The organism is Frigoribacterium endophyticum (genome assembly GCF_011759585.1).
In the GTDB taxonomy this organism is placed as follows: domain Bacteria; phylum Actinomycetota; class Actinomycetes; order Actinomycetales; family Microbacteriaceae; genus Frigoribacterium; species Frigoribacterium endophyticum.
In genome coordinates this window covers 68255-81487 of record NZ_JAAOYV010000003.1, presented here as the reverse complement: position 1 = coordinate 81487, position 13233 = coordinate 68255, and the positions used below count along the sequence as shown (strand labels likewise).

At 73.4% G+C, this 13233-nt stretch carries 9 protein-coding genes; 2 read left to right on the top strand and 7 right to left on the bottom strand.

Annotation, left to right across the window (positions count from 1 at the left end):
• Positions 1 to 208: 208 nt before the first annotated feature.
• The 5 genes from FHR77_RS14815 to FHR77_RS14795 are packed head-to-tail and all read right to left on the bottom strand — an operon-like array spanning position 209 to position 6855.
• Entirely contained in the window at positions 209 to 1399 is a 1191-nt protein-coding gene (locus FHR77_RS14815) for a family 1 glycosylhydrolase (protein ID WP_167261567.1), read from the bottom strand.
• A gap of 38 nt (positions 1400 to 1437) precedes the next feature.
• Positions 1438 to 3261 (bottom strand): ABC transporter ATP-binding protein, encoded by a 1824-nt coding sequence (locus FHR77_RS14810; protein ID WP_167261565.1) that lies wholly within the window; start codon positions 3259 to 3261, stop codon positions 1438 to 1440.
• Positions 3258 to 4214: an ABC transporter permease gene (locus FHR77_RS14805; RefSeq protein ID WP_167261563.1), complete on the bottom strand. Its 957-nt coding sequence runs from the start codon at positions 4212 to 4214 to the stop codon at positions 3258 to 3260. Before FHR77_RS14805 ends, FHR77_RS14810 begins: the two co-directional genes overlap by 4 nt.
• A complete protein-coding gene (locus tag FHR77_RS14800; protein ID WP_167261562.1) occupies positions 4211 to 5191 on the bottom strand; it encodes an ABC transporter permease subunit in 981 nt (326 codons plus the stop codon). Before FHR77_RS14800 ends, FHR77_RS14805 begins: the two co-directional genes overlap by 4 nt.
• On the bottom strand, positions 5188 to 6855 hold the full coding sequence (locus tag FHR77_RS14795) for an ABC transporter substrate-binding protein (RefSeq protein ID WP_167261678.1): 1668 nt from the start codon (positions 6853 to 6855) through the stop codon (positions 5188 to 5190). The genes FHR77_RS14800 and FHR77_RS14795 overlap by 4 nt, the downstream gene beginning before the upstream one ends.
• Positions 6856 to 7199: 344 nt before the next feature.
• Between FHR77_RS14795 and FHR77_RS14790 the strand changes: the two genes are divergently transcribed.
• Positions 7200 to 8558, top strand: coding sequence for an FAD-binding oxidoreductase (locus FHR77_RS14790; protein ID WP_167261561.1), 1359 nt, complete (start codon positions 7200 to 7202; stop codon positions 8556 to 8558).
• A gap of 81 nt (positions 8559 to 8639) precedes the next feature.
• On the opposite strand, the gene FHR77_RS14785 is transcribed toward FHR77_RS14790, so the two are convergent.
• Complete coding sequence (locus FHR77_RS14785) at positions 8640 to 9767, bottom strand: substrate-binding domain-containing protein (RefSeq protein ID WP_167261559.1); 1128 nt, start codon at positions 9765 to 9767, stop codon at positions 8640 to 8642.
• Between the two features lie 180 nt (positions 9768 to 9947).
• Positions 9948 to 10715: a LysM peptidoglycan-binding domain-containing protein gene (locus FHR77_RS14780; RefSeq protein WP_167261557.1), complete on the bottom strand. Its 768-nt coding sequence runs from the start codon at positions 10713 to 10715 to the stop codon at positions 9948 to 9950.
• Positions 10716 to 11122: 407 nt separating this feature from the next.
• Here FHR77_RS14780 and acs point away from each other — a divergent pair, with 407 nt between their 5' ends.
• Positions 11123 to 13180 carry an acetate--CoA ligase gene (gene acs / locus FHR77_RS14775; RefSeq protein ID WP_167261555.1) on the top strand — a complete coding sequence of 686 codons (2058 nt, stop codon included), beginning with the start codon at positions 11123 to 11125 and terminating at the stop codon, positions 13178 to 13180.
• Positions 13181 to 13233: the final 53 nt, after the last annotated feature.

Genomic DNA, 13233 nt, shown 5'->3' with positions numbered 1-13233 from the left:
TTCACATGGTTCACGTCAGCAACCACCACGGCAGCACCTCGCACGGCAGCACCCCGCACGGCAGCACCCCGCAGGCGACCAGCGGCACGGCAGCGCCGCGGGCCCCGACGACGACGCGGGAGGCACGGGCCAGCCGACCCGCGCCTCCCGCGCTCCGTGCCGCTCCGTGCCGCACGGCGACGCCCCGGCACGAGGCGCCGCCGCGGTCTCAGTCGGCCGAGCTCCGCTCGAGGCCGTTGGCCCGTGCGATGCCGCCGTACCAGCGGGCGCTGGGCTTGGGGGTGCGCTCGAACGTGTCGCGGTCCCACGCGATCAGGCCGAAGGTGGGGCGGAAGCCGCTGGCCCACTCGTAGTTGTCGAGCGCGCTCCAGTGCTGGTAGCCCAGCACCTCGACGCCCTCCTCGATGGTGTCGTGGACGCCCTCGAGGGCACCCTGCGTGTACGCGATGCGCCGGGCGTCGTCGGCGGTCGCGATGCCGTTCTCCGTCACCATGACGGGCACGTGGCCGCTGAGCTCCCACGCGCTGCGGATGCCCTCGGCGGCGGCGGGCGGCCAGAACTCCCAGCCGGTGAGCGTCGTCTCGAGCCCCTCGGCGACCGGGCGCGGCCCCTCGGGCCCGACGAAGGTCTGCGTGTAGGCCTGCACGCCGACGAAGTCGTCGCCCGCCGCCATCTCGCTGTACCAGTCGTCGCGCACGTAGCCGTACTCGCGGGTCGCCTCGGCCGCGCCGGGCTCGTCGACCGCCTTGAACGCCTGGGTGGCGACCGTCCAGCCCGACTTCAGGCCGGAGACCTGCGAGAGCACCTCCCGCGAGCGCTTGTGCGACGCCAGCAGCGCGTCGGCCACCTGCAGGTCGGGGTTCGGCAGCCCGTAGGCGACGAGGTTCGAGGCGTCCTCGCCGCCGGCCAGCATGGCCGCGATGTTCGGCTCGTTGATCGTGCAGACGTACCGCACGCCCTCGCTCACCACGGGCAGCGCGAGCTCGGTGTAGCGGGCGAAGAGGTCGGCCGCGTCGGGAGCCCGCCAGAAGCCGTCGCGCTCGAACCAGCGCGGCACCGTGAAGTGCATCAGCGTGACGATCGGCTCGACGCCGAACTCGTGGCACGTCTCGACCATGCGGCGGTAGTGCGCGATCTGGGCCTTGCTGACGAACCCGCGCTCGGGCTCGATGCGCGCCCACTCGATGCTGAACCGGTAGCTGTTCAGCCCCAGCTCGGCGAGCAGCCGGATGTCGTCGCGGAACCGGTGGTAGCTGTCGGCCGCGTCGCCGCTCGGCTCGACGATCGTCGTGCCGGGCGTGTGCTCGTGCTGCCACCAGTTCGAGGCGACGTTGCCGCCCTCGATCTGGTGGGCGGCGGTCGCGGCGCCCCAGAGGAAGCCGTCGGGGAAGGTCAGCACAGGGTGGTTCCTTTCGAGGGGAGGTCAGGAGGCGCGGGTCAGCGACCCGAGGACGCGCGGCCCGAGGACGCGTGACCCGAGGACGCGCGCGCCGCCGCGGCCGCCGCGTGGGTCCGCCGCGGGTTCGGCACCGCGTCGAGCAGCTGGATCGTGTACGGGTCGGTCGGCCGCTGCAGCACCTCGGCGGTGTTCCCGCGCTCGACCACGGCGCCGTCGTGCAGCACCATGACGTCGTCGGTGATCAGCCGCGCGCTGAGCAGGTCGTGGGTGATGTAGAGCAACGAGACGCCCCACTGCTCGCGGAGGTCCTCGAGCAGCGCGAGCACGCCGGCCCGCAGCGACACGTCGAGCATCGAGACCGGCTCGTCGGCGATGATCACCTGCGGGTCGCTCGCGAGCGCCCGGGCGATGACGACGCGCTGCCGCTGCCCGCCGGAGAGCTGGTGCGGCAGCTTCGCCGCGAACTGCTCGACCGGCGTCAGGCCGACCGTCTCGAGCAGTTCGAGGACCCGGCTCCGCGCCTCCTGCCCCCTCAGCCCGGTGAAGTTCACGACGGGGCGCGTCAGCGTGTACTCGACGGTGTGCAGCGGGTTGAGGGCGGCGTACGGGTCCTGGAAGACCATCTGCACGTCGCTGCGGAAGCTGCGCAGCGCCCTGCCCCGCAGCGACGTCACGTCGGTGTCGCCGAACGTGACGCTGCCGCTGGTGGGCGCCTCGACGCCGGTGACGAGCTTCGCGATCGTGCTCTTGCCCGAGCCGCTCTGCCCGACCAGGGCCAGCGACCGACCCGGCTCGAGCGTGAACGACACGTCGCGGACGGCCCGCACGGGCTCGTCGCCACGGCGGGGAGGCGCGTAGGTCTTGCTGACGCCGCTCACGACGATCGCGCTCTGGGCGACCTTCGTGCTCCGTGTGCTGACGCTGGGCACGCTCGTGGTCGTGTCGACGCGGCGCTCGCCCCGGGCCCGGCGCAGCGAGCGGTCCTCGAAGCCGGGCAGCGAGACGGTCTCGGCGCGGGGGTCGGCGTAGTGCGAGAGCAGCATCCGCGTGTACTCGTGCTGCGGGGCGGCGAGCACGTCGGCGCTCGTGCCGTCCTCGACGATGCGGCCCTCGTGCATGACGAGCACGCGCTCGGTCGCCTCGAGCACGATGCCGAGGTCGTGGCTGATCAGCACGGCCGTGAAGCCCTCGCTCTGCTGCAGCGAGATGATCGTGTCCATCACCGCGTGCTGCACGAGCACGTCGAGGGCGGTGGTCGGCTCGTCGAACACCATCAGCTGCGGCTCGAGCGAGAGGGCCAGGGCGATCGAGACGCGCTGGCGCATGCCGCCCGACAGCTCGCCGGGGAAGCGCGCCAGCACGCCGGGGTCGAGCTCGACCTTGGCGATCAGCTCGGCGGCCCGGCTGTGCCACCGGTCGCGCGGCACGTGGCCGTGGGCCTTGAAGACGTCGACGAAGTGGGCGCGGATCGTCCGCACCGGGTTCAGCGCGTTCATGCCCGACTGCAGCACCATCGCGAAGCCGCCCTGCCGCTGCTGCCGCAGGGCCTCGGTGCCGAGGTCGCGCACGTCGGCGCCGTCGAACCAGATGCTGCCTCCGTTCGTGCGGGCCGGCGGCTTCTGCAGCCGCGTCAGCGCGTAGCCGAGCGTCGACTTGCCCGAGCCCGACTCGCCGACCAGGCCGACGAACTCGCCGCGTCGCAGCTGGAACGACACGTGGTCGACCGCCTGCACCGGCTCGGCACCGGCGCTCTCGTAGACGACGCTGAGGTCGCGGACGTCGAGGAGCACGTCGCCCGAGGTGGACGAGCCCGAGGACGGCCCGGAGGCGGTGGGCTGGTTCGTGAGGTCCCTGACGGTCATGCGCGCGCCTCCTTCTTCTCCCGCTTCGCGCCTTCGCGGAGCCGGGGGTTGCCGACGGCGTCGACGCCGAAGTTGATCAGGGTCAGGCTCATCGCCAGCAGTGCGATGCAGAGGCCCGGGGCGAACAGCAGGATCCACTGCCCGGTGAGCAGGGCGTTCGAGTTCTGCGCCCAGTAGAGGATCGTTCCCCAGCTGACGATCGACGAGTCGCCGAGCCCCAGGAACTCGAGGCCGGCCTCGGCGAGGATCGCGCTGGTCGCGGCTCCGAAGAACGAGCCCGTGATCAGCGACGTCATGTTGGGCAGGATCTCGCGGAACACGATGCGCCCCGAGCTCTCGCCCGAGAACCGCGCCGCGGTGACGAAGTCGCGCGAGCGCAGCGACTGGGTCTGGCTGCGCAGCACGCGCGCTCCCCAGGCCCAGCCGGTGATGACGATCACCGCGAGGATCACCGCGATGCCGCCGTTCTGCAGGTACGCCGCGATGACGATCATGAGGGGCAGGCCCGGGATCACGAGGAACAGGTTCACGATGAACCCGACGACGTCGCCGCCGAAGCCCTTCATGTAGCCCCAGCTCAGCCCGATCGCGACGGCGACCAGCGTCGACAGCACTCCGGCGACGACCCCGACGAACACGCTGATGCGGGCGCCGTGGATCAGCTGGCTGAGGACGTCCTCGCCGGCCGCCGTGGTGCCCATCCAGTGGGCCCAGCTGGCGTCGGCGTTGCGCTCGAAGCCGTTCTCGCTGCCGCCGTAGGGGGCGAGCAGCGGGGCGAAGACCGCGACGAGCACGAACGCTCCGAAGATGACGACGCCGATCTTCGCCTTGGGGTTCGACCAGATGGTCGCGGCCATGCGGCCGACGGTGAGCCAGCGACTGGGCGCCTTCTGCTCGGCGGGGCCGGTGGGAGGCGCGCCCTCGGGCAGGTGGACGGACACGGTGGAGGTCATCGGCGGGTCCTAGGGTCGAGCACGCCGTACAAGATGTCGACGAGGAAGTTGGCGACGAGCACGCTGACCGTGATCATCAGGAAGAGGGCCTGCATCAGCGGGTAGTCCTGGCCGATGACGGCGTTGAACAGCAGGTAGCCGATGCCGGGGTAGCCGAAGACCTGCTCGACCAGGATCGACCCGCCGACGACGCCGCCGAGGGCGAGGCCGAAGCCGGTCAGGTTGGGCAGGATCGCGTTGCGGGCGGCGTAGCGCACGGCCACGGTGCGGCCCTTGAGGCCGTTCGCCTCGGCGAAGGTGACGTAGTCGTCGCCGAGCGTCGAGATCATCGCGTTGCGCATGCCGAGGATCCAGCCGCCGAGGCTGGTCAGCAGGATCGTGATCGCCGGCAGCACGGCGTGCAGCAGCGCGTCGCCGACGAAGGCCGGCGTGAACCCGGGCGTCGTCGTCGCACCGTAGGCGCCCGTGGTCGGGAACCAGTGCAGCACGTAGCCGAGGAAGAAGAGCAGCAGCAGGGCCGTCCAGAAGTACGGGAAGGTGCTCATGAAGCTGCCCGACAGGGTGGGCAGCGAGTCGAGCCAGGTGCCGCGCTTCCACGCCGCCGCGACGCCGATCAGGGTGCCGAGCACGAACGCGATGATCGTGCACACGCCGACGAGGATCAGCGTGAACGGGAGCGCCTGGCCGACGAGGTGGCCGACCGTCTCGGGGAAGAACGTGTAGCTCGTCCCGAAGTCGAGGCGCACGACCTGGCCGAGGTAGGCGACGTACTGCTGCAGCACGTTACCGGTCGGGACGCCGAGCTGGGCCTCGATGGCCGCCCGGGTCGCGTCGGAGACCGGGCCGTTCTGCGAGAGCTTCGCGATCGCGGCGTCGGTGGGGCTGCCGGGCATGAGCCTCGGCAGGATGAAGTTGAGCGTGACCGCGGCCCACAGCGTGAGCACGAAGAGTCCGAGCTTCTGGGCGACGTACCTCACTGGTCGCTGCCTTCCTGGTCGACGCGCTTCAGCTTCGTGAAGATCAGCAGCGGTGCCTGGTCGTAGTTCTGGGGAGCCATGTACGGGTCGTCGGCGCTCGGCCAGCCGGTGAACTTGGCGTCGTTGAAGAGGCCCCAGAGACCGCCGTAGTACAGGCCGATCACGGGCATCTGGTCGTAGACGACGTTCTGCAGCTGGTGGCTGAGCCGCTGCTGGTCGGCCGGGTCGGTCGACGCGCGCCACTCCGCGAGCAGCTCGTCGACCGCGGGGTCGCTGAACCGCTCGAAGTTGTTGGCCGTGGTCTCGCCGACCGGCGTCGCGAAGTCGCTGTTCAGCAGGTTGTTGAACGCCTGGTAGACGTTGCCGTTGCCCATGCCGCCCATCGCCAGGTCGAACTCGCCGTTCGCGATGGCCGATTGGTAGCCGGCCGGCTGGGGAGCCTGCACCTGCACGTCGATGCCGATCAGTCCCAGCTGGCGCCGCACCTCCTGCACGGCCCTCAGCCAGTCGGTGTAGCCGTTGGCGGTGGTGATCGTGATGCGCAGCTGCTGCCCGTCGGGGCCGACGAGCTGGTCGCCCTGCAGCGCGTAGCCGGAGGCGGCGAAGGCCGCGAGGGCCGCGTCGCGGTCCTGCTCGATCACGCCGCCGTTCGGGATGCTCGGGTCGAGGTCGTCCTGCTGGTTCGGCAGGATCAGCCCGGTCTGGCCGGCCGGCTCGAGGTAGCCCTCGGTCGCGGTCTCGGCGATGCGGGCCCGGTCGAGCGCCAGGGCGATGCCGCGGCGCACGTTGACGTCGTCGAACGGGGCCTTGGTGAGGTTCGGGACGAGCCCGATCACGCCGCCCGGCGGGAACCAGAAGGTGTTGTCGGGGCTGGCCGCGCCCCAGGTGCCCTCGACGTCGCTGATGAACGAGTACGACCAGTCGTAGCCGCGCGTGACGGTGTCGAGCTGGTTGTTCGTCGCGGGCAGGATGAGGTGGCCGATCTCGATCTTCTCCGCCTGCCAGTAGGTCTCGTTCTTGTCCATCGAGTACTGCTGCGGCGAGTAGTTGCCGAGCGTGAAGGGGCCGGTGCCGACCGGGTCGGGGTTGCGGAACGTCGCCGGGTCGTCGACCTGCGACCAGAGGTGCTCGGGCACGATCGTCGTCTGGCCGATGATCTCCATCGCGGGCACGTCGTCGGTCTGCAGGTGGAAGACGACGTGGTCGCCCACGGTCTCGATCGTGTCGATGTGCTGCCAGGCGCCCTTGATGTCGAGCGACGGGGCCGCCTTGATGAGGTCGAACGTGTAGACCACGTCGGCCGGCGTCATCGGCGTGCCGTCGGACCACTCGACGCCGCTGCGGATCGTCATGTCGACCGTGCGGGCGTCGGGCAGCGTGGTCTCGCTCGCGAGCCACGGCGTGATCTCGCCGTCGAGCGGGTTGATCTCGAGCAGCGGCTCGTAGATCCAGGTGGAGGCGGTGCGCTTGTTCGTGAGGAACGGGTTGAAGTTCCGCTCGAACTGCGGGTTGCCCTTGTCGGCGTTGATCAGCATCGTGTCGGCGCCGATCGTCGGGTCGGGCTGGCTGCGGATCTGGATGCTGCAGCCGGCCAGCAGCGCGGTGGCCGCGAGGGCGGCGACCGCGGTGCGCACGAGCGTGCGGGGTCTTGACGTGAGCTTCATCGCCACGGGTCTCTCATTCGTCGTCGAGGTGAGCTCCGCCAGTGTAAGCGCATACATGACGCGGATGCAACGGGACTGGTCGGTCCCGGACCGGACGCACGGTGCCGAAGGTCGCGATCTGCTGCTCCCGGGCGTGCGGGGCAGCAGATCGTGACCACTCGGCGGGGCGGGAAGGGGGAGGCGGGACGGGGGGAGGTGGTTCGAGGTCGAGAGAGGGGGAGGCGCACAGCAGGCCGGCCACGCCATGATCGGTGGGTGCGCGGATGACGCGCACCGCGCCTCCCGCGGTCGTCGCCTCCTGGCCGCCGGGGCACCGGGCGTGCCGATCGCCCGTGGGAGCCCCCGTGATCACGTCGTCGCACCTGACCGCCCTGCGCTCCACGCTGCCGCTCGTCGAGGCGCGCGCCGCCGCGATCGCCGACGACTTCTACGCCCGGCTCTTCGCCGACCGGCCCGACCTGCTCCGCGACCAGTTCAACCGCGGCGACCAGGCCCAGGGGCGGCAGCAGCGCGAGCTCGCCCTGACGATCGTCACCATCGCCCGCGACGTGGTGGGGACGCAGGTGGGCAGCGGGTCGGCGGGCTCGGCGACGGGCCCGGCCGTGCCCGTCGCGCCGTGGGCCTCGCCGACGCCGAGCCCCTGGGGCGTGCGGGTCGCCGCCCGCGAGACCCTGTCGCGCCTCGCCCAGCGGCACGCGGCCATCGGCGTCACCCGCGACGAGCACGACGTCTTCGAGCGGCACCTCCGCGACGCCTTCGCGGCCGCCCTCGGCGACGACTGGTCGGGCGTCGTGGTCGACGCCTGGCTCGCGCTCTGGCGGCAGACCCGCGACGAGCTCGTCGCCGCGGTCGAGCGCACCTACCGCGCGGCCGACCTCGAGCCCGGGGAGGACTGGCGCGAGGCCCTCGTGACCGAGCGCCGCGTCGAGGCGGAGGACGTCGTCGCCCTCACCCTCGTCTCGGCCGACAGCGAGGCGCTGCCGACCTACCGCGCCGGGCAGTTCGCGTCGATCCAGGTGACGCTGCCCGACGGGGCACGGCAGATCCGGCAGTACAGCCTGCGCGGCGGCTCCGACGAGCAGTGGCGGGTCAGCGCCCGCGTGCTCGGCGGGGTGCCCGAGCTCGGCCTGCCGCCCGGCGAGGTCTCGAACCACCTGCTCCGGCACGTCGCGGTCGGCGACGTCGTCTCGGTCTCGCCGCCGATCGGGTCGCTGACGATCGACGAGCTCGACGACTCCCCCCTGGTCTTCGTCTCGGCCGGCATCGGCTGCACCCCCGTGCTCGGCATGCTCGACCACCTCGTGCGCACCGACCCCCGGCGCCAGGTGACGGTGCTGCACTTCGAGCGCACGCCCGAGCGGCACGCGCACCGCGCCGAGCTGGAGGCGCTGGTCGCGGCCATGCCGGCCGGTCGCCTCCGCGTCAGCTACACCCAGGGCAGCCTCAGCGCCGTCACGGCGCTCGCGGAGGCGTCGCTCGACGGACCGGGCGTCTACCTCGACCCGATCGACCTCGACACCGTCGACCTGACCCCGCAGCACCGCGTCTTCCTCTGCGGGCCGGTGCCGTTCATGGCGATCGCGCGGAACGCCCTCATCGCGCACGGGGTGCCGGCGTCGCGAGTGCACCACTTCGTCTTCGGGCCCGACGACGGGAGCGTGACCGGCGTCGACACCGGGCAGCGCGGGGCGCGGGGGCGGTAGCGGGGCGGCGCGGCGCTGCAGCGGCGCGGCGCAGGGGCGGTAGAGGCGGGGGCGGCGCGGCCGCGGCGCGGCGCGGGGTGCTCAGACGGCGGGGCAGCTCTCGCGGAGCAGCACCTCGACGGGCAGCGTGACGCGCTGCGGAGGTGCGCCGGGGTCGGTCAGCCGGGTCACGATGCTGCGCACCGCCACGCGCCCGAGGTCGCCCATCGGCTGGCGCACCGTCGTCAGCCGCGGCGTCGAGAAGCGCCCGGCCTCGATGCCGTCGAAGCCGGTGACGAGCACCTGCCCCGGCACCGCCACCCCGTGCTCGGCGAGCACGTCGAGCAGGCCGAGCGCCGTCTGGTCGTTGGCGCAGACCACCGCGCGCGGGAGCGGTGCGCCCGACGCGAGCAGCGACTCCCCCGCCCGTCGCCCCCCGTCGCGCGAGAAGTCGCCCCGCTCGACGCGGACGGCCACGGGCTCCGGCGCGGCCGCGACGGCCTCGTCGAAGCCGCGGTGGCGGTCGGCCTCGTCGGGCGAGTCGGTGGGCCCGGTGACGTAGGCGACGTCACGCGCCCGGTGCGCCTCGAGCACGAACGCGGTGAGCGCCCGCATGCCCGCGACGTTGTCGACGCTGACGTGGTCGAGCTGGTCGCCGGGGCGGGAGTCGGCGAGCACGACCACGGGGATCCGCCGCGAGACGTGCGCGAGGAGGTCGTCGGGCACGGTCTGTGCCAGGACGGCGAGGCCGTCGACCCGGCCGGCGATGTCGTTCAGCATCACCTCGCGGCTCGAGCCGCGGCCGGCCGCGACCATGAGGGCGAAGCCGCGGCGCCACGACTCGACCTCGGCCCCGCGCAGCACCTCGTCGAAGTAGAGGGTCGCCGGGCTGGGGGTGGACGACGTCGGGGCGTCGACGCGGAGGGCGCCCCGGCCCGCCGAGTCGTCGACGAGCGGGATCCGGCCGGGGTCGACCACGCGAGCCCAGTCGGGCTCGGGCTCGTCGATGCCGTCGTGCCCGGGCAGGAAGAGGCCCAGCACGCCGTGCCGACGCCCGGCGAGGCCGCGGGCGGCGCCGCTCGGCACGTAGCCGAGGCTGCGGACGGACTCCAGCACGCGGGTGCGGGTCTCGGGGCGGACGTCGTCCGGCCGCCGCAGCACCCGCGAGACCGTCGCGATCGACACGCCCGCGTGGGCGGCCACGTCGTAGACGGTCGGGGCCTTGGTCACGGAGTCCTTCCGACGGTGGCGGGCACCGGACCATCCTAGGTCGGGGGCCGGCTCTGGGGCCGGGCCCGCGCCTCCGCCCGTCCTGCTCGCTCGCTCGGCGAGGCGACGCCTCCCGGGGCCTGCCCCGCCGCCCGGCCCCGGGACGAGTCGTCTCGTCGGGCCCGGGCGGGAGGCGCGGCGTCAGACGGCGGGGAGCTGCAGCACCTGCCCCACCTCGATGCGGTCGGGGTCGGGCACCGTGTCGAGGTTGGCGCCGGCGAGGGTCACCCAGCCGCCGGGGATCGCCCGCTCGGTCGCGATGGAGTCGAGGCTCTGGCCCGCCGCCACCGTGTAGGTCTCACCGCTCGTCGGCACGGCCGCGATCGTCGGGGCGGGCGGTGCCGCGGGCACCGCGGGGGCGGCGGGGCGCGACGAGCTGCTACCCGACGACGAGCCCGACGACGGCGCAGCCGCCGCGGCCCTCGGTGCCGGTGCGGGCGCGGGTGCCGCGGCCTGCGGGGCGGCGCCGCTCGTGCCGCTGAGCCCGAGCTTCGCCGAGCAGGAGGGCCAGGCGCCCCAGCCCTGGGAGGCGAGCACGCGCTCGGCGACGGCGATCTGCTCGCCCTTGCTGGCGGAGGCGGCGCTGCCCGAGCCTCCGTAGGCGGACCAGGTGCTCGGGCTGAACTGCAGCCCGCCCGAGTAGCCGTTGCCGGTGTCGATGGACCAGTCGCCCCCGCTCTCGCAGGCGGCGATCGCGTCCCAGGTCGAGACGTCGGCGGCGCTCGCGGGCGCGGCGGCGAGGCCGACGCCGCCCCCGGTCAGGGCGACGAGGGCCGCCCCGCCGAGCAGGGCGCGGGCCCGGCCGACGCGACGCGGCGCGCGGGCGGCGGGGCCCGCCACGGCGGCGGGGTCGCCGGGCGAGGTCGAGGTGGTGCGGGAGGCGCGGGTGCTGCGGGTCGTGCGTGTCATGTCGTTGCTCCGGTCGAGGTCACCCCGGCACGGCACGCCGGAGCGCGACCGCCGCTGCCCGCCTCTGGTCAGATCAGGTCCGTCGGCGGCGTCCGCTCGCAGGGCAGCGGGGGTGACGAGCGGCGCCGTGTGGCCTGCGCCGCCCCGATCGGGCCGACGCACCACGTGCCCCTGAGCGGGACGGTCGCCCACGGTAGCCACGCCCGCGACGGGGTCCAACTCCGACGGGGCGGTCTGCCCCGGGGGCGCGGGCGGTTCTCCACAGGGCGATCCGCGCCTCCCCGGGGATCGCCCCGTGACCCTCCGAGGTCGCTGGGCGTCCGCCCCGACGAGGGCGCCGGCCCGGCCCGTTACGCGACGTGACGGGCTCCCCGGTGGCGGTCACCGCGCCTCCGTACTCTCGTCGCATGGCCACCGGCGACACGATCTCGAACCTGCTCGACGAGCGACGCACCTTCCCCGCCCCGGCGGCCCTCGCGGCGACGGCGAACGTGACGAGCGCCGAGCACGCGCGCGCCGCGGCCGACCCGGTCGCCTTCTGGGAGGAGCAGGCGCACCGCCTCGACTGGGAGACCCCGTGGCACACCGCCCACACCTGGCGCCCGGTCGAGGAGCTGCCCGACGGCGGCCTCACCGTGCCCGAGGCGACCTGGTTCGCCGGCGGCCGCCTCAACGTCGCCGTCAACTGCGTCGATCGGCACGTCGCGGCGGGCCGCGGCGAGAAGGTCGCCCTGCACGTCGAGGGCGAGCCCGGCGACCGCCGCGACGTCACCTACGCGCAGCTGCAGCGCGAGGTCGTGAAGGCCGCGAACGGGCTCCGCAGCCTCGGCGTCGGCAAGGGCGACCGCGTCGTCGTCTACCTCCCCGTGATCGCCGAGACGATCGTCGTCACGCTCGCGATCGCCCGGATCGGGGCGATCCACTCGCTCGTCTTCGGCGGGTTCTCGGGCGAGGCGCTGAAGTTCCGCGTCGAGGACACGGGGGCGAAGCTGCTCGTGACCACCGACGGGCAGTTCCGTCGGGGAGGCGCGGTGCCGGTCAAGGCCGCCGCCGACCACGCGGTGAGCGGCGAGAACCAGGTCGAGCACGTGCTCGTCGTGCGGCGCACGGGCGACCAGACCCCCGACGTGCCGTGGACGGAGGGCCGCGACCTGTGGTGGCACGACCTCGTCGACGCGCAGCCCGACACCGACGAGCCGGAGGCGTTCGACGCCGAGACCCCGCTCTTCATCATGTACACCAGCGGCACGACGGGGAAGCCGAAGGGCCTCGTGCACACGAGCGGCGGCTACCTCACCGCCGCGAGCTGGACCCACTGGGCCGTGTTCGACGCGAAGCCCGACGACGTGCACTGGTGCACGGCCGACCTCGCCTGGGTCACCGCCCACACCTACGAGATCTACGGCCCGCTGTCGAACGGGCTCACGCAGGTGATCTACGAGGGCACCCCCGACACCCCGCACCCCGGTCGGCACCTCGAGATCATCGAGCGCTACGGCGTGACCACCTACTACACGGCCCCGACGCTCGTGCGGACGCTGTCGTCGTGGTTCCCCGACGGCCTGCCCGACACGTGGGACCTCGGCACCCTGCGCCTCCTCGGCACCGTCGGCGAGGCGATCAACCCGGAGGCGTGGGTCTGGTTCCACGAGCAGCTCGGCCGGGGCGAGTGCCCGATCGTCGACACCTGGTGGCAGTCCGAGACCGGCGCGGCCGTGATGGCTCCGCTGCCGGGCGTCGACACGCTCAAGCCGGGGTCGTCGCTGCGGGCCCTGCCGGGCGTCGCGACCGCCGTGGTCGACGAGCACGGACAGCGCGTGCCGAACGGCTCGGGCGGCTACCTCGTCGTGCAGCAGGCGCCGCCGTCGCTGGCCCGCACGGTCTGGGGCGACCCCGAGCGGTACCGCGACAGCTACTGGACGCAGTTCCGCGAGCAGGGCTGGTTCGCGAGCGGCGACGGGGCCAAGTACGACGCCGACGGCGACATCTGGGTGCTCGGCCGCGTCGACGACGTCATCAACGTGTCGGGCCACCGGCTGTCGACGATCGAGGTCGAGTCGTCGCTCGTCGCCCACCCCCTCGTCGCGGAGGCCGCCGTCGTCGGGGTCGCCGACGAGCGCACCGGCCAGGCGATCGCCGCGTTCGTCGTGCCCGCGGCACGGCCCCAGGGAGGCGCGGTGCGCGACGCCGGCTCCGCCGACGAACCGCAGGTCTGGGCCCCGCTCTCGGGGTCGCTCTCCGCCGCGCTGCGGGCGCACGTCGCCGAACAGATCGGCCCGATCGCGAAGCCCGCGACCGTCGTCGTCGTGCCCGACCTGCCGAAGACCCGCTCGGGCAAGATCATGCGCCGGCTGCTCGGCGACATCGTCGACGGCCGGCCGCTCGGCGACACGACGAGCCTGCAGGACTCGACGGTGCCCGACCGCGTCGCGGCCGTCCGCGCGGAGGTGCTGCGCGCCTCCTGACCGCGCGTCGGGGGCTGGTGCCGCCGCGAACCACGAAGTCGCACGCGAACCAG

Excerpts from the sequence above, each read along its gene's own strand:
- FHR77_RS14810 (WP_167261565.1), bottom strand. The coding sequence starts at position 3,261 with ATGACCGTCAGGGACCTCACGAACCAGCCCACCGCCTCCGGGCCGTCC.
- acs (WP_167261555.1), top strand. The coding sequence starts at position 11,123 with ATGGCCACCGGCGACACGATCTCGAACCTGCTCGACGAGCGACGCACC.
- FHR77_RS14780 (WP_167261557.1), bottom strand. The coding sequence starts at position 10,715 with ATGACACGCACGACCCGCAGCACCCGCGCCTCCCGCACCACCTCGACC.
- FHR77_RS14795 (WP_167261678.1), bottom strand. The coding sequence starts at position 6,855 with ATGAAGCTCACGTCAAGACCCCGCACGCTCGTGCGCACCGCGGTCGCC.
- FHR77_RS14805 (WP_167261563.1), bottom strand. The coding sequence starts at position 4,214 with ATGACCTCCACCGTGTCCGTCCACCTGCCCGAGGGCGCGCCTCCCACC.